The sequence below is a fragment of the Salipiger pallidus genome (genome assembly GCF_014643635.1).
GTDB classification, from domain to species: domain Bacteria; phylum Pseudomonadota; class Alphaproteobacteria; order Rhodobacterales; family Rhodobacteraceae; genus Salipiger; species Salipiger pallidus.
Window position 1 is genome coordinate 83811 of record NZ_BMJV01000008.1, and the last position, 15728, is coordinate 99538.

General features: G+C 66.9%; 13 protein-coding genes and 1 tRNA gene. 10 read left to right on the forward strand and 4 right to left on the reverse strand.

Annotation, left to right across the window (positions count from 1 at the left end; all coding sequences use genetic code 11):
- The first annotated feature begins 64 nt into the window (after positions 1-64).
- Both IEX41_RS17485 and IEX41_RS17490 read left to right on the forward strand, forming a co-directional pair.
- A complete protein-coding gene (locus IEX41_RS17485; RefSeq protein ID WP_188791606.1) occupies positions 65-2344 on the forward strand; it encodes an NADP-dependent malic enzyme in 2280 nt (759 codons plus the stop codon).
- Between the two features lie 511 nt (positions 2345-2855).
- Complete coding sequence (locus tag IEX41_RS17490; RefSeq protein ID WP_188791607.1) at positions 2856-4757, forward strand: propionyl-CoA synthetase; 1902 nt, start codon at positions 2856-2858, stop codon at positions 4755-4757.
- 385 nt (positions 4758-5142) lie between these two features.
- On the opposite strand, the gene IEX41_RS17495 is transcribed toward IEX41_RS17490, so the two are convergent.
- Positions 5143-5218, reverse strand: a tRNA-Thr gene (locus IEX41_RS17495).
- 444 nt (positions 5219-5662) lie between these two features.
- Between IEX41_RS17495 and IEX41_RS17500 the strand changes: the two genes are divergently transcribed.
- Both IEX41_RS17500 and tal read left to right on the forward strand, forming a co-directional pair.
- Positions 5663-6319, forward strand: a complete 657-nt coding sequence (locus IEX41_RS17500; protein WP_188791608.1) for a nucleoside/nucleotide kinase family protein — start codon at positions 5663-5665, stop codon at positions 6317-6319.
- On the forward strand, positions 6316-7254 hold the full coding sequence (tal, locus tag IEX41_RS17505) for a transaldolase (RefSeq protein WP_188791609.1): 939 nt from the start codon (positions 6316-6318) through the stop codon (positions 7252-7254). Before IEX41_RS17500 ends, tal begins: the two co-directional genes overlap by 4 nt.
- A 159-nt stretch (positions 7255-7413) precedes the next feature.
- Here the strand turns inward: tal and IEX41_RS17510 are convergent, their stop codons facing one another.
- From IEX41_RS17510 to IEX41_RS17520, 3 genes are read right to left on the reverse strand one after another with little or no spacing between them, the layout of a single operon-like run.
- Positions 7414-8628 carry a pyridoxal phosphate-dependent aminotransferase gene (locus IEX41_RS17510; protein WP_188791610.1) on the reverse strand — a complete coding sequence of 405 codons (1215 nt, stop codon included), beginning with the start codon at positions 8626-8628 and terminating at the stop codon, positions 7414-7416.
- A gap of 16 nt (positions 8629-8644) precedes the next feature.
- Complete coding sequence (locus IEX41_RS17515) at positions 8645-9529, reverse strand: D-amino-acid transaminase (protein ID WP_188791611.1); 885 nt, start codon at positions 9527-9529, stop codon at positions 8645-8647.
- Complete coding sequence (locus tag IEX41_RS17520) at positions 9526-10311, reverse strand: LamB/YcsF family protein (RefSeq protein ID WP_188791612.1); 786 nt, start codon at positions 10309-10311, stop codon at positions 9526-9528. The genes IEX41_RS17515 and IEX41_RS17520 overlap by 4 nt, the downstream gene beginning before the upstream one ends.
- Before the next feature lie 122 nt (positions 10312-10433).
- Here IEX41_RS17520 and pxpB point away from each other — a divergent pair, with 122 nt between their 5' ends.
- Genes pxpB through IEX41_RS17550 form a run of 6 tightly spaced genes read left to right on the forward strand, consistent with a single transcriptional unit; the run spans position 10434 to position 15726 of the window.
- On the forward strand, positions 10434-11183 hold the full coding sequence (gene pxpB, locus IEX41_RS17525; protein WP_188791613.1) for a 5-oxoprolinase subunit PxpB: 750 nt from the start codon (positions 10434-10436) through the stop codon (positions 11181-11183).
- Positions 11180-12208, forward strand: a complete 1029-nt coding sequence (locus IEX41_RS17530; RefSeq protein WP_188791614.1) for a 5-oxoprolinase subunit C family protein — start codon at positions 11180-11182, stop codon at positions 12206-12208. The genes pxpB and IEX41_RS17530 overlap by 4 nt, the downstream gene beginning before the upstream one ends.
- Positions 12205-12879, forward strand: coding sequence for a GntR family transcriptional regulator (locus IEX41_RS17535; RefSeq protein ID WP_188791615.1), 675 nt, complete (start codon positions 12205-12207; stop codon positions 12877-12879). The genes IEX41_RS17530 and IEX41_RS17535 overlap by 4 nt, the downstream gene beginning before the upstream one ends.
- Positions 12876-13829: an NAD(P)-dependent oxidoreductase gene (locus IEX41_RS17540; protein WP_188791616.1), complete on the forward strand. Its 954-nt coding sequence runs from the start codon at positions 12876-12878 to the stop codon at positions 13827-13829. The genes IEX41_RS17535 and IEX41_RS17540 overlap by 4 nt, the downstream gene beginning before the upstream one ends.
- Entirely contained in the window at positions 13826-15100 is a 1275-nt protein-coding gene (locus tag IEX41_RS17545) for a hydantoinase/carbamoylase family amidase (RefSeq protein WP_188791617.1), read from the forward strand. Before IEX41_RS17540 ends, IEX41_RS17545 begins: the two co-directional genes overlap by 4 nt.
- Complete coding sequence (locus tag IEX41_RS17550; RefSeq protein ID WP_188791618.1) at positions 15097-15726, forward strand: GntR family transcriptional regulator; 630 nt, start codon at positions 15097-15099, stop codon at positions 15724-15726. Before IEX41_RS17545 ends, IEX41_RS17550 begins: the two co-directional genes overlap by 4 nt.
- Positions 15727-15728 lie beyond the last annotated feature (2 nt).

Here is a 15728-nt window from a genome sequence, read left to right on the forward strand (position 1 = left end):
CAGCTGCTATCTCGCTCTCAGCAGATTGTTCAGTATTGAACTAATTTCATAGGCGAGGTTGGACATGTCGGATACCACACAGGAAAGCCTGCGCCAGGCGGCGCTTTTTTACCACGAGAATCCCAAGCCGGGGAAGCTCGAGATCAGGGCGACCAAGCCTCTGGCGAACGGGCGTGACCTGAGCCGCGCCTATTCGCCGGGCGTTGCCGAAGCCTGCCTCGAGATCAAGGCCGACCCCACCAATGCCGCCCGCTATACCTCGCGCGGGAACCTCGTGGCGGTGGTGTCCAACGGCAGTGCCGTGCTTGGTCTTGGCAATATCGGCCCGCTCGCGTCGAAGCCTGTGATGGAGGGCAAGGCCGTCCTCTTCAAGAAGTTCGCTAATATCGACTGTTTCGACATCGAGCTTGATCAGTCCGATCCCGAGAAGCTGGCCGAGATCGTCTGCGCCATGGAGCCGACCTTCGGTGCCATCAATCTCGAGGACATCAAGGCCCCCGACTGCTTTATCGTCGAAAAGATCTGCCGCGAGCGGATGAACATTCCCGTCTTCCACGATGACCAGCATGGCACCGCGATCGTGGTCGGCGCTGCCGCGACCAACGCCCTGCAGATCGCCGGCAAGGCGTTCGAGGACATCAAGATCGTGTCCACCGGCGGCGGCGCGGCGGGCATCGCCTGCCTCAACATGCTGGTGAAGCTTGGGGTCAAGCGCGAGAACATCTGGCTGTGCGACATTCATGGGCTGGTCTACGAAGGCCGGGCCGAGGACATGAACACGCAGAAGGCCTGCTTTGCCCAGGCAACGGACAAACGGACGCTTGATGACGTGGTCGACGGGGCGGACATGTTCCTTGGCCTGTCGGGTCCGGGCGTGCTCAAGCCCGAGCAGGTGGCGCGGATGGCGGAGGCGCCGATCATCTTCGCGCTCGCCAACCCCAACCCCGAGATCATGCCCGAGGAGGTGCGCAAGGTCGCGCCGGATGCGATCATGGCGACGGGCCGGTCGGATTACCCCAACCAGGTCAACAACGTCCTGTGCTTCCCGTTCATCTTCCGCGGCGCGCTCGATGTCGGCGCGACCGAGATCAACGACGAAATGGCGGTGGCCTGCGTCGAGGGTATCGCGGCCCTTGCCCGCGCCACAACCAGCGCCGAGGCCGCCGCGGCATACCATGGCGAACAGCTGACCTTCGGGCGTGACTACCTGATCCCGAAGCCGTTCGATCCACGTCTGTCCTCCATCGTGTCCTCGGCGGTTGCCAAGGCGGCGATGGATAGCGGGGTGGCCGAGCGTCCGCTCGAGGATCTCAAGGCCTACAAAGAGCGCCTGAACCAGAGCGTCTTCAAATCCGCCCTGCTGATGCGCCCGGTCTTCGATGCCGCGCGCACCGCGTCGCGCAAGATCGTTTTCGCCGAAGGCGAGGACGAGCGCGTGCTGCGCACCGCTCAGGCCATCCTTGAGGAAACCACCGAGCAGCCGATTCTCATTGGCCGTCCTGACGTGCTGGAGATGCGCTGCGAGCGGCTGGGCCTCGAGATCCGGCCAGGGCGCGATTTCCATATCGTCAACCCGCAGGACGATCCGCGCTACCGCGATTACTGGGAAACCTACCACCGGCTGATGGCGCGCCAGGGCGTGACGCCGGATCTGGCGCGGGCCATCCTGCGCACCAACACCACCGCGATTGCCGCCATCATGGTGCAGCGCGGCGAGGCCGACAGTATGATTTGCGGCACCTTCGGCGAATACCGCTGGCACCTGAACTACATCACCCAGGTGCTGGGCGGAAACGGCGCCGACCCGCAGGGCGCGCTGTCGCTGATGATCCTTGAGGACGGGCCACTGTTCCTAGCGGACACGCAGGTCTGGACAGAACCCACGCCCGAGCAGATTGCCGCCAGCGCCATCGGCGCGGCCCGCCACGTGCGGCGCTTCGGCCTTGTGCCGCGGGTGGCGCTGTGCTCGCGCTCGCAGTTCGGCAACCAGGCGGACGGCACCGGCCCGCGCATGCGCGCCGCGCTCGAGATCCTCGACCGCGAACCGCGCGATTTCGTCTACGAGGGCGAGATGCACGTGGACACCGCACTCGACCCCGATCTGCGCGGGCGGTTGATGCCCGACAACCGGCTTGATGGTCCGGCGAACGTGCTGATCTTCGCACAGGCGGATGCGGCATCCGGGGTGCGCAACATCCTGCGTCTCAAGGCGGACGCGCTTGAAGTGGGGCCGGTGCTCATGGGGCTCGGCAACCGGGCGCATATCGTGACGCCGTCGATCACCTCACGCGGGCTGCTGAACATGGCAGCCATCGCAGGTACGCCGGTGGCCAGCTACAGCTGATATGGCCGTGGCGGGGCGGCCGTTACGGTCGCCCTCGCTGCCGCGTGAGCGCGGCGTATGCAGGGTGCTGTCCGGACCTGCGCCATGGGGTAACCGGCGGGCAGAGGGGCTGCTGTGGGCTGGGCAATTGGCCCGCGGGAGGTCGTGGCCAACCCGGGGCTGACGGTGATATCTGCTGAACGCGCTTGCGCGGAAAGCGATCCCGTCCGGCACTGCGGCAACCTGCATCGGCCCCCCGGCCCGGGGCCAATGTGAACCACAGAATGCTTCCCGAAGGCGCGCGACTCAGGCCCGCCAAACCGCATGTTGCAAAGTTTGCCACTTTGCAAATCATGGATTTCTTCGCATATTTCAGGGAAAATTTGGATGGTTTGCAAAAATTTGCAAGCCTTCGGGGGCCCGTTTTCGCAAACATCCGCGATATTCTGCCCTGCCATACGGTAACATGCTTGCCCGCTTGGGGCGTGCTGCCACATAGTTTTTCCCAAGAGCGAGAGGAGGAGCTTGTCTCATGGGTTACAAGGATGTCTACGCCGCGTGGAAATCGGATCCCGAAGCCTTCTGGATGGAGGCCGCCGGGGCGATCGACTGGGTCGAGAAACCGTCAAAGGCGCTCTTCGACAAGGGCGGCGACATGTACGAATGGTTCTCGGACGGCATGGTCAACACCTGCTGGAACGCGGTGGATCGCCATGTCGAGGCGGGCCGGGGCGACGAGATCGCCATCATGCACGAAAGCCCGATCACCCACGCCACCAAGGGCCTGACCTACAGCGAACTGCGCGACCGAGTGGCAAGCCTTGCCGGCGCGCTGAAGATGCGCGGCGTGGAAAAGGGCGACCGCGTCATCATCTATATGCCGATGATCCCCGAGGCGCTCGAGGCGATGCTGGCCTGCGCCCGCATCGGCGCGGTGCATTCCGTGGTCTTCGGTGGCTTCGCGGCAAGCGAGCTGGCGGTGCGCATCGACGATTGCACCCCCAAGGCGATCATCGCGTCCAGTTGCGGGCTCGAGCCGGGGCGCGTGGTGCATTACAAGCCGCTGCTTGACGAGGCCATCGAGATCGCCAGCCACAAGCCCGAGTTCTGCGTCATATTCCAGCGCGAGCAGGAGGTCGCCAAGCTGATCGAGGGCCGCGATTTCAGCTGGCACGGCTTCCAGTATGGCGTGAAGCCTGCCGAGTGTGTTCCGGTCGAGGGCAACCACCCCTGCTATATCCTCTATACCTCCGGCACCACGGGCCAGCCCAAAGGAGTCGTTCGCTCGACGGCGGGGCATCTCGTGGCGCTGCAGTGGACGATGAAGAACATCTACAACATCGAGGCGGGCGACCGTTTCTGGGCCGCCTCGGACGTGGGCTGGGTCGTGGGCCACAGTTACATCTGCTACGGCCCACTGCTGGCGGGCGCGCAGACCATCGTCTTCGAAGGCAAGCCCATCGGCACGCCCCACGCGGGCGTCTTCTGGCGCATCATCCAGAACCACAGGGTGAAATCCTTCTTCACCGCGCCCACCGCCCTGCGTGCCATCCGCCGTGCCGATCCGGACGGCGAATGGATCCGCCGTTACAAGCTGCACGACCTTCAGGCGCTGTTCCTTGCCGGTGAGCGGGCCGATCCTAGCACCATCGAATGGGCGCAGAAGCACCTCGGCGTGCCGGTCATCGACCACTGGTGGCAGACCGAAACCGGCTGGGGGATCGCTGCCAACCCGCTGGGGGTCGAAGAGCTTCCCGTGAAACTCGGCTCGCCCTCGGTTCCGATGCCGGGCTACGACGTGCAGATCCTCGACGAGGCAGGCCACGAGGTCCCCCCGGGCGAACTTGGCGCCATCGCCATCAAGCTGCCGCTGCCGCCGGGCACGCTGCAGACGCTGTGGCAGGCCGAGGACCGGTTCCGCAAATCCTACCTCACTCAGTTCCCCGGCTATTACGAGACGGGCGATGCCGGGATGAAGGACGAGGACGGCTATCTCTATATCATGTCGCGCACCGATGACGTCATCAACGTGGCAGGTCACCGCCTGTCCACCGGCGCCATGGAAGAGGTGCTGGCCTCGCATCCCGACGTGGCCGAATGCGCTGTGATCGGCGTGACGGACGAGCTCAAGGGCCAGCTGCCGCTGGGGTTCATCTGCCTCAGCTCTGGTGTGGATCGCGAGCATGCGGAAGTGGTGCGCGAATGCGTCAAGCTGGTGCGTGACAAGATCGGCCCGGTGGCCGCCTTCAAGCTCTGCACTGTGGTGGACCGCCTGCCCAAGACGCGCTCGGGCAAGATCCTGCGCGCCACCATGGTCAAGATTGCCGATGGTGAAACCTTCAAGATGCCCGCCACCATCGACGACCCGGCCATCCTTGACGAGATCCGCACGGCGCTCGAAGGGCTTGGTTATGCGTCCAAGGTCCCAGCCTGACCAGACCGGACGTGCCGTCCCGTGCGGGGCGGCACATTGAATCTCTCAACGCGTCATGCCGGGCGGAAGGTGACGAAAGGGGCAGCGCCGAGAAGCAGCTCGATAGCCGCCGCGGCAGTGCTTCAGGCCCTGCAAACAGCTGAACCTCGGTCTGACGATCCTGTCGGCCGGGCACACGCCATCTCTGACTGCAGCGGCTTTCGGTCTCCAAGGGGCGGCACTGCCGGGAAAGTGCTGAGAACCTGCGGATCGCAACTGCCCGATGCCTGAGGCTGACACTCGCAGCGATCACCGCGATGAACACGATCAGGCGTGTCTCCGACATGCTCAACGGTTTCAGGGTGCTGCGAAAATCCGTTAAAGACTAGTGGCTTAACCGAGATTGTGGTGCCCCCAGAGAGACTCGAACTCCCGACATCTTGATTACAAATCAAGCGCTCTACCAGCTGAGCTATAGGGGCGGTGCGATTTGTCGTTTAGCCGATCCGTTTAGGCTGCGCAATGCGCCAGCGCGCCCTGACGGTTCAAAACCTGCTTAAATCTGACAAGAAGTGATCTGAAATCGAACCCGCACTGGCATGGGACGGTGCTCCCCCTGTTAATCTCTTTGAGAATACGCCGGGGGGGCTGAAGGCAGGGGCAGCGTCGCCTCCCGCCTCTTAGACCTGTGCAACGTCTGGCCAGCGGGGGTGCGCCGCGCCGCTGGCACCGCAAGGGGGACGCACCGCAGAGATCGGCACAAATGGCCCCGGTTCACCTTGTCACACGCGGGGCTGGCCCGACCTTTGCAGGGGCCGCCTCCGCAGACGCCACCTGCCGCGCCTCCTGGGCCGGAGATGTCTCACGGGCAGGTCCATGCCACGGAAGGTTGATAGCGTTAGCGGCTGCTGCTAGGCATCACGTCGATGACAGCGCGGATTGACATAGATGGGCTGGTGGATCGGCTTCTGGCACTCGCCGGTGGCCCAAGCCGCGCATTCGTTGCCATCGTCGGCGCGCCAGGGGCAGGAAAGAGCACACTCACCGATGCCCTCCACGCCGCGGTCGAGGCCGTGTCTCCCGGGAGGGCCGCGATCCTGCCCATGGATGGCTTTCACTACGATGATGGCCTGCTGGACGGCAGGGGCTGGTTGAAACGCAAGGGTGCACCCCATACCTTCGATTCAGACGGGCTTGCCGCCACGCTTGACCGGCTTGCTCCGGCGGACCGCCCCGTGGCCGTTCCGGTGTTCGACCGCACCCTCGAGATCAGCCGCGCCGCGGCACGCATCATAGAGCCGTCCGCGAGAGTGATCCTGGTGGAGGGGAATTACCTTCTGCTGGACGACCCGGCATGGATGCCGCTGCGGGCGAGGTTCGATCTCAGCGTCATGCTGGACGTGCCGCTCGAAATCCTTCGCGCTCGGCTCGAAACCCGCTGGGCCCACCTTCCCGCGGCAATGGCCCGTGCCAAGGTCGAGGAGAACGATCTGCCCAACGCCCGCCTGGTCCTCGAGGGGAGCGGCCCTGCTGACCTGACACTTGATACCCTTTCACCCAAGACCACAGGAAACCAGACATGACTTCGGTTCTTTCTCAACTGCGCGACATGACCGTCGTGGTCGCCGACACCGGCGAAGTTGCCTCCGTCAAGCGGCTCAAGCCGATCGACTGCACCACCAACCCGTCGCTGGTGCTTGCGGCGCTCAAGGATCCGGCATCCGAAGAGATGATCGTTCGTGAAATCGACGCCGGCAAGGCCGCAGGACTCAGCCCCGATCAGATCGTCGAAACCCTGACCGTCGCCGTGGGCGCGGCGCTCACGGAACTGGTGCCGGGCCGTGTCTCGACCGAGGTGGATGCCTGCCTGTCCTTTGACACCGACGCATCGATCGCCCGTGGCCGTGCAATCATCGCCGATTATGAAAAGCGGGGCATCCCGAAGGACCGCGTGCTGATCAAGCTGGCCTCCACCTGGGAAGGCATCCGCGCGGCGGAAGTGCTTCAGAAAGAGGGCATCGACTGCAACCTGACGCTGCTGTTCAGCATGGCCCAGGCGATTGCCTGCGCCGACGCGGGCGCCTTCCTGATCTCGCCTTTCGTGGGCCGCATCACCGACTGGTACAAGAAGGCCGACGGTGTCGACAGCTACGCCCCCGACGAGGATCCGGGCGTCAAATCCGTGCGCGCGATCTACGACTACTACAAGTCCAACGGCATCAAGACCGTGGTGATGGGCGCGTCCTTCCGCAACACCGACCAGATCAAGGCGCTTGCGGGCTGTGACAACCTCACGATCTCGCCCAAGCTGCTGGACGAAATGGACGCCGAAGATGCGCCGCTGGAACGCAAGCTGTCGCCGGACATGGCAAGCGGCGTGGCCAAGCGCGAAATGGACGAGGCGACCTTCCGCTGGGAGATGAACGCCGACGCCATGGCCACCGAGAAGCTGGCCGAGGGCATTCGCAACTTTGACGCGGACCACAAGAAGCTGATCAACCTCATCGCCGACCGCTGATCAGCCATGCGTCATGACCGGACGGGCCTGCCAAATGCAGGCCCGGACGAAGGCGCAAGGGCAGGCCCGATGAGCGGCAGGTCATGATGAACAAAAAGGGCCGGATGCACGCTGCATCCGGCCCTTTCCTTTGCGCCGCGATGGCGCGGGTCAGCTGGCTCAGGCGCTGACAGGCAGCTCCAGCGCGCTCAGCGCGGTGACCATGCGGTCCATCGCCTCGGCAAGGCGGTCTTCGCTCAGGGCGTAGGCCAGCCGCAGGTGGCCCGGCATATCGAAGGCGCTGCCCGGCACCACGGCGACCCGTGCGGCGGCAAGGATGTAGTTGCTGAGATCCATGTCGTTTTCGATCACGCCGCCTTCGGGCGTCCGCGCGCCCATGAGGCCCTCGACCGAGGGGAAGACATAGAAGCTGGCGGGGGGCGTTGCCGCCTCGACGCCGGGCATCTTCGCGATCGCCTCCATGACCATGTCACGGCGCGCGGTCAGGCGCGTCAGGCGCGGCTGCAGCTCGGCCGGGTCGGTGTCGAGCGCGGCGGCGGCGGCGGCCTGCGAGATGGTCGAGGGGTTGGAGGTGCTTTGCGATTGCAGGATGTCCATCGCGCGCACCAGCCACGCGGGGCCGGCCGCGTAGCCAAGGCGCCAGCCGGTCATGGCAAAGCCCTTGGACACGCCGTTCACCGTCAGGATGCGGTCCACCATGTCGGGGGCCACGGCGGCGGGGGTGGCAAAGCTGCCCTCGTGCACGATCAGCTCGTAGATGTCGTCGGCCATGATCAGCGCGTGGTGATCGCGCAGCACGTCGCACAGCGCCGCCAGTTCCTCGGCGGTGTAGAGCGCGCCGGTGGGGTTGCCGGGGGAGTTCAGCATCACCCACTTGGTCGCCGGGGTGAGGGCGGCGGCCAGCGCATCCGGCGTCAGCTTCCAGCCATCGGCGGCAGTCATCGGCACGAGGATCGGGTTGCCGCCCGCAAGGCGCACGATGTCGGGGTAGGACACCCACGCGGGCACCGGGATCACCACGTCGTCGCCGGCGTCCACGGTCGCCATCATGGCGTTGAACACCAGCTGCTTGGCGCCGGTGCCCGCGATGATCTGCGCGGGCTCGTAATCCAGCCCGTTGTCGCGCTTGAGCTTGCGCGCGATGGCGGCCTTGAGCTCGGGCGTGCCGGCAACGGCGGTGTACTTGGTCTGGCCGTCGCGGATGGCCTTGATGCCGGCCTCGGCCACGTGCTCGGGGGTGGCAAAGTCCAGCTCGCCCTGGCCGAGCGAGATGATGTCATGCCCCTCGGCCTTCATCTGCTGGACCTTGAGGGCCAGGGCGATGGTCTGGGGCGGGCGCACGGCGGACAGCCGCTTGGAGAGATATTCGGTCATCGGATGAGGGGTCCTGTCAGGCGGTGGCCACGGGCTTGGTGGGGGCCAGCGCGGTAGTGCGGCGGGTTTCGATATAGGCGGCGCGCATGGCGCGGGTCAGATCGCCGGGGATGCCGTTGCCGATGGTTTCGCCGTCGATCTTCACCACGGGCACCACGAAGTTGGTGGCCGAGGTGATGAAGGCCTCGCGCGCCGCCCGGGCCTCGTCGGGGGTGAAGGCGCGTTCCTCGATGGTCACGCCATGTTCGGCGGCCAGCTCGAGGATCGCGGCGCGGGTCACGCCGGGGAGCAGCGCGGCGGATAGATCGCGGGTCACCAGCACGCCGTCGGCATTGACGATATGCGCGGTGGCAGCGCTGCCTTCGGTGACAAAGCCGTCCTCGACCAGCCACGCGTCATCGGCGCCGCGGGATTTCGCCTCCATCTTCGCCATGGACGGGTAGAGCAGCTGCACCGTCTTGATGTCGCGGCGGCCCCAGCGCAGGTCCGGCACCAGCGCGACCGAGATGCCTTTGTCCGCGGCGGGATTCACCAGCACGTCCTTTTCCTGCGTGAACAGGAACAGCGTCGGCGGCGTGCCTTCGGGCGGGAAGGCAAAGTCCCGCTCGGCGGCACCGCGCGACAGCTGCAGGTAGATCATGCCCGAGGACATGTTGTTGCGCGCCACGATCTCGTGGTGCAGTGCCAGCAACTCGTCATCGTCCAGCGGCAGGGTCAGCTGCAGTTCGGCGGCGGAACGGCGCAGGCGGGCGGCGTGGCCGGGGTAATCCAGCAGCGCTCCATCCAGAACGCAGGTCACTTCGTAGATGGCATCACCCATGAGAAAGCCGCGGTCGAAGGCGGACACCTTCGCTTCGGCTTCGGGCAACCACTGGCCGTCGAGATAGATGGTGCGGCTCATGCCGGGTCCTTTCCGGGGGTATTGAAGGGGGCGATTGTCACGTCGTTTGCCTCGAGGTTGGTGCGCAGGTTGCGCGCGATCTCGACAGCGCCGGCGGTGTCGCCATGGATGCACAGGGTTGCGGGCTCCACCGGAAGGCGCTTACCGCCGGTGGTGGGGATGTGGCCGTTCAGCACCATCTCAAGCACCTGATCGGTGCTTTGCGCGATGTCGTGGATGACCGCGCCGGGCTGGGTGCGCGGGGTCAGCTCGCCCGCGTCGGTATAGCTGCGGTCAGCGTAGATTTCGCAGGCGACCGGCAAGCCGGCCTTTTCGGCGGCGGCATAGGTTTCCGAGTAGGGCAGGGACACGTAGGTCAGCTTCGGGTCCACCGACTTCACCGCCCGCACACAGAGTGCGGCGAGGTCGGCATCGACGGCGGCCATGTTCCCCAGCGCGCCGTGGGTCTTGACGTGGGTCATGCGGTGGCCGGCGATCTCGGCCATGCCGCGCATCGCGGCGATCTGGTAGACCAGCTGCGCCTCGAGATCCTCGGGGCGCTCGCCACTGATGCGGCGGCGGCCAAACCCGTAGAGGTCCATGAAGGAGGGATGCGCGCCGATGGCCACACCGGCGTCGCGGGCCAGCCCGATGGTGCGTGCCATGACCGCGGGATCGCCGGCGTGGAAGCCGCAGGCGATGTTCGCGGTGGTCACGATCTTCAGCATTTCGGCGTCGTCACCCATGGTCCAGGCGCCGAAGCTCTCACCCATATCGCAATTGAGATCCAATGTGCGTGTCATGCCTATCCTTTCATCATCGAAGGTTTTTTCGAGGCTTTGGAGCCGGGGTCCAAAGTGGCCTGTCTTGTTTTTCGGATACAGCTGGTATACTGAAAAAGCAAGCAAGGCAGCGAAGGTTGGCAATGAACAGCGGCACAACGCCCGAAAATGGGGCGACAGACGATCACTCGGGGGCGGTACGGATTCTGCCCGTCGGCGACACGGCGATGACGGTCCAGTTTGGAGAGGTGGTGGACGAGGAAGTCAACCGCCGCGTGATCGCTCTTGCCGAAGCGCTGCGCTCGGCGGCCCCCGACGGACTGCTGGAAACCGTGCCTACCTATCGATCCCTTTTGGTGAGCTACGATCCGGAGATCCTGCGCGGCGCGGCGCTTGAGCGCCACCTGCACGGGCTGCTGGACGGGCTAGATACCGGCGCGGCGCCGGGGCGGCTGTGGCGGGTGCCGGTGGTTTATGGCGGTGCTGCGGGGCTTGACCTCGAGGAATTGGCCGAGGCCAAGGGCATGTCCCCCGAGGCGCTCATCAAGATGCATTCGGATGCGGAATACCGAGTCTACATGATCGGCTTTGCGCCGGGCTTTACCTATCTTGGTGGTCTGCCGGAGGCGCTGCACACACCGCGCCTGTCGACTCCGCGCCTCGACATTCCCGCAGGTGCCATCGGCATCGGTGGCCAGCAGGCCAGCATCAACTCGGTCGCAGGGCCTTCAGGCTGGCGCTTCATCGGGCAGACCCCGTGGCGCGCCTTCGATCCGGACCGGGCGGAGCCGTTCCTGTTCGCCGCCGGTGACCGCGTGCGCTTCGTCCCTGTCACCGAGGACGAGGCGAGGGCCTTTGCCAGCCCCCGTCCCGAACAGGAGAACCTGTCATGAGTCTGGACGTGCTTCAGGCGGGACCGATGACCTCGATCCAGGATCATGGCCGCCATGCGCACAAGCGCTTTGGCGTGCCGGCGGCGGGGGCCATGGACCGGCCTGCGCTGGACCTTGCAAACGCTCTGTGCGGCAACGCTCCCGAGGCGGCAGCGCTGGAATTCACCGGACTTGGCGGCACGTTCCGGGCCGGGGCGGACATGCTGTGCGCCGTCACCGGCGGTGAGTGCCAGATCACCGTAGAGGGCAAGACCGTCCCGTCATATGAATCGTTCCGGGTCAGCGCCGGTGATACCCTGCGCATCGGCGCCCTGCGCGGCGCGGTCTGGGGATACATGGCCGTGGCGGGCGGCATTGACGTGCCGCAGGTGCTTGGCGCGCGGGCAACCCATCTGCGCTTCGCCCTTGGCGGCATCGACGGCCGCCCCCTTGCGGCGGGCGACACCCTGCCCGTGGGCGAGGCTGAGCCAGGCATCGGCCTGCGCCCCCGCGAGGTGCCTGCGCCGGCCTCGGCCGAGCTGCCGATCCGCATCGTGGCGGGCCCTCAGGATGACTATTTCGACGCCGACACGCTGGCGCTGCTGACCTCGGCGGTCTTCACCGTGTCACCGCAGCGCGACCGCATGGCCATGGCGCTCGACGGGCAGGAGTTGCGCGCCGCGCAGGGCCACGACATCGTGTCCGACGGCATCGTGCCCGGCGCCATACAGGTGCCCGCCTCGGGGCGGCCGATGGTGCTGATGGCCGACGCCCAGACCACTGGCGGTTACCCCAAGATCGCCACCGTCGCCTCGGTGGACCTGCCGCGCCTCGCGCAACTGCCCACCGGAGCCACCTTCCGCTTCGAGCTGGTCAGTCGCGACCGGGCCGAGGATCTGGCCATCGCCGAACGCGCTCGCTTGCGTGAGGTGCTGGCCGGGCTGATCCCTGCGGGCCGCGCGGCGCTAAGCTCGGAATTCCTGCTGTCGTGCAACCTTGCCGGCGGTGTCGCCGACCCGGCGGCGGTCATGGGGGACCTCGAATGAGTCGCACCAGCCTTGCGGAGACCGCTTACCGCGAGCTGATCCGCATGATCCTTGAAGGGCAGCTGAAGCCCGGGGACACCCTGCAGGAGGTCAAGCTCTGCGAGGTGCTCGGCATGTCGCGCACCCCGGTGCGCGAGGCCATCGGGCGCATCGACAGCGATGGGCTGGCCGAACAGAAGGGGCGCTTTTTCCGGGTCCGCCGCATCACCGCCGAGGAGATTGATGAGATCTTCTTCCTGCGGCTCGCGCTGGAGCCGGCCTGCGCCCGTAACGCTGCTGGACGAATGGACGTGGCGCGGCTGCATGCGCTGGAGGTGGCCGTGCGCGCGCTGCTCGAGTCGGGGCCGGGGCAGGACGATCTGCAATGGCACGTGGACCAGGACCTGCACCTGGCCTTTGCCGGGGCGTCGGGCAACGCGCCCATGGTGCGGGTCATCGCCGAGCTGCACCGCCGCACCTGCATCTATGATCACCGTGTCGTGCCCGAACGCTTTGCCGAAGGCTGCGCCGAACACCTCGCCCTGATCGAGGCGGTCCGCTCCGGTGACGGGGCAGGAGCCGAAGCGCTCATGACGGCCCACCTGACACAGGCGCGCGACGCCATCGTCACGCATCTTGCCGGCGCCGACAGCGCCGCGACCGACATCACAGAAAGGACCGCAGGCACATGAAATGTCTGATCGTTCAGCCCGTGCATGACGCCGGGCTAGACCTGCTGCGCCAGAACGGCATCACTCCCGTCATCTGCCCTGCCACCGACACCAAGACCCTTGCGCGCGAGGTCATGGGCTGTGACGCGGTGATCACCCGCGACGCCGGCTTCCCGGCCGAAGCTTTCGACGCCGCTGACCGCCTGCGCGCCGTGGTGGTGCATGGCACCGGCCACAACGCCGTCGACAAGGACGCCGCCATCCGCAACGGCGCGCTGGTCGCCAACACGCCGGGGGCCAACGCCCAGTCGGTGGCCGAGCTGACCGTGGGCCTTGCGCTGGACGCGCTGCGCGGCATGTCCGCGGCGGACCGGGCCGAACGCTCCGGCCGTGCCGGTTTCCGCGAGTCGATGCCGTTCATCGAGCTTGCGGGCAAGACCGTGCTGGTGGTCGGCTGGGGCGCCATCGGCGCCCGCGTCGGTGCCATCATGCGGGCTGCTTTCGGCTGCGAGGTGCTGGCCTATTCCCCCCGCGCCACCTCCATCGAGGGTGCGACCCGTGTCGAGACGCTGGACGAGGGGCTGGCCCGTGCCGACGTGGTGACGCTGCACACCCCGGCGCGGCCCGACACCTACCACCTCATCAACCGCGCGCGGTTGCAGGTGATGAAGCCCGGCGCCGTGCTGGTCAACGTCGCCCGTGCCGAGTTGGTGGACGAAGAGGCGCTGGCCGAGGTGCTGGCCGCGGGCGGCATCGCCGGTGCCGCTCTGGACGTCTACAGCAAGGCCGCGCCGCAGGGGCCGTTGGCGGAGTGCGCTAACGTGATCTTCACGCCCCACCTCGGTGCCACCACGGAAGAGGCGCTGCGCCGCGTCGCCATGGGCGCCGCCGGCCACGTGGTCACCGCGCTGCAGGGCGGCATCCCCGCCACCACGCTGACTCCGGTTCAGGCCGCGGAGCAAAGCGCATGACCGAAACCACGATCCGCATTCCCGAAGCTCTCATTGCCAAGACGATCTCGCGCGGGCTGTCGCGCGTGAACGCCATCTCCGAAGGTGGCCCCGGCTGGACCCGCCCGTCCTACAGCGCGCTTGAATCGCAAGCCCACGCGGTGATCGAGGAGGAAGCTGTCGCCCTTGGTCTCGAGATCCGGCGCGATGCGGCGGGCAACCTCTTTGCCACGCTGCCGGGCCGCGACCGCGCGCCGGAACGGGCGCTGCACATTGGCTCGCATCTCGACACCGTGAGCCAGGGCGGGGCCTATGACGGGCAGGCCGGTGTGATGGGCGGCCTCGCGGTGATCACCGCACTGCGCGACATGGGGCTGACCCCGGCCACCGACATCGTTCTGACGGTCACCCGCGCGGAAGAAAGCGTGTGGTTCCCCGTGTCCTACGCCGGCTCGCGCGCGGGGATGGGGCGGCTGGCGCCGGAGGATTTCGACGCCCCGCGCGCCGACACCGGGCGCAGCCTTGCCGACCACATGGCCGAAGCCGGTTTTGACCCGGACGCGGTGCGGAACATCACACCGCCGACCCCGGCGCGGTTCCTCGAGTTCCACATCGAACAGGGCCCGATCCTCGACGAGGCCGGTGAAGCTTACGCCATCGTCGAGGCGGTGCGCGGCGGTCTGCGCTACCGCGCCGCCGAGGTGCACGGCACATGGGCCCATTCGGGTGGCGTGCCGCAGAACCACCGCGCCGACGCGATGCTGGCCATGGCCGAACTGATCTGCGCCATGGACAGCGCCTGGACCCGGCTCACCGCCGAAGGCCACGACCTTACCGTCACCTTCGGCAAGGTCGATGCCGCCACACCCCAGCACGCCATGGCCAAGGTCGCCGGGCATGTGGGCTTCGTGCTCGACATGCGCTCGGCGGACGTGGCCTCGCTCGAGGCCGCGGACGAGGTGCTGCGGGCCGAGATCGCCCGGATCGAGGCCGCGCGCCCCGGCATCCGCTTCGATCTTGGCACCCAGAGCCGGTCTGCCCCGGCGCGCCTTTCGTCCAGCATGGCGGCGATGGTCGCGGGCGGCGCGACGGCGCAGGGCGATGCGCCCCGCCGGATGCTGTCGGGCGGCGGGCACGATGCCGCGGCTTTTTCGGCAGCGGGCTGGGACGCGGTGATGGTCTTCATCCGCAACTGGAACGGCAGCCACTGTCCCGAAGAGGCCATGGATGAGGCAGACCTTTGCCGCGCCGTCGCTGCCGTGGTGCATGCCATCGCGGCGGAGGTCGCATGAGCACGTTGGCGGACAATGCCTACCTGCGCCTGCGCGAGGACATCGTCACCGGGCGCATCGCCGCCGAGACGGTGCTGTCCGAGCGTGGCCTGACGGAGGTGCTGGGGGTGTCGCGCACCCCACTGCGCACCGCGCTCGGGCGGCTCGAGCGGGATGGCATGGTCGACCGGCTGGCCAACGGGGTAATCCTCGTGCGGTCGGTGACGGTCGAGCAGCTGCTGCAGATCGTGCAGCTGCGCCAGCGCCTCGAGGGCGCCGCTGCCGGGCGCGCAGCGCAGCGCGGCACCACCGCGCGGCTGACCGAACTGCGCGATGCCATGGCGCGCCTCGCGGACGGCGCCGAGGTCACCTTTGACGCGTTCTGGGTGGCCGACGGGACGTTCCACAAGGCGGTAGCCGAAGCTGCCGGGCTGCGCCTGCTGCCAAACATCCTTGACGATCACCGCGCCATCGCACGGCGCTGCACCCTGACGCGCACCTACGACACCTTCACCGAGCAGGCGCGCGAACACGTGGAGATCGCCGACGCCATCGCCGCCGGTGACGCAGACGCTGCAACCGCCCTCATGCAGGGCCATTTCGAACACGTCCAGGACCGTTTCCTGGGCACCTTCAAGGGACGCTGAGG

Bases quoted from the DNA above. Each gene is read 5' to 3' on its own strand.
- IEX41_RS17485 (WP_188791606.1), top strand. From the start codon at position 65: ATGTCGGATACCACACAGGAAAGCCTGCGCCAGGCGGCGCTTTTTTAC.
- IEX41_RS17490 (WP_188791607.1), top strand. From the start codon at position 2,856: ATGGGTTACAAGGATGTCTACGCCGCGTGGAAATCGGATCCCGAAGCC.
- IEX41_RS17500 (WP_188791608.1), top strand. From the start codon at position 5,663: ATGACAGCGCGGATTGACATAGATGGGCTGGTGGATCGGCTTCTGGCA.
- tal (WP_188791609.1), top strand. From the start codon at position 6,316: ATGACTTCGGTTCTTTCTCAACTGCGCGACATGACCGTCGTGGTCGCC.
- IEX41_RS17510 (WP_188791610.1), bottom strand. From the start codon at position 8,628: ATGACCGAATATCTCTCCAAGCGGCTGTCCGCCGTGCGCCCGCCCCAG.
- IEX41_RS17515 (WP_188791611.1), bottom strand. From the start codon at position 9,529: ATGAGCCGCACCATCTATCTCGACGGCCAGTGGTTGCCCGAAGCCGAA.
- IEX41_RS17520 (WP_188791612.1), bottom strand. From the start codon at position 10,311: ATGACACGCACATTGGATCTCAATTGCGATATGGGTGAGAGCTTCGGC.
- pxpB (WP_188791613.1), top strand. From the start codon at position 10,434: ATGAACAGCGGCACAACGCCCGAAAATGGGGCGACAGACGATCACTCG.
- IEX41_RS17530 (WP_188791614.1), top strand. From the start codon at position 11,180: ATGAGTCTGGACGTGCTTCAGGCGGGACCGATGACCTCGATCCAGGAT.
- IEX41_RS17535 (WP_188791615.1), top strand. From the start codon at position 12,205: ATGAGTCGCACCAGCCTTGCGGAGACCGCTTACCGCGAGCTGATCCGC.
- IEX41_RS17540 (WP_188791616.1), top strand. From the start codon at position 12,876: ATGAAATGTCTGATCGTTCAGCCCGTGCATGACGCCGGGCTAGACCTG.
- IEX41_RS17545 (WP_188791617.1), top strand. From the start codon at position 13,826: ATGACCGAAACCACGATCCGCATTCCCGAAGCTCTCATTGCCAAGACG.
- IEX41_RS17550 (WP_188791618.1), top strand. From the start codon at position 15,097: ATGAGCACGTTGGCGGACAATGCCTACCTGCGCCTGCGCGAGGACATC.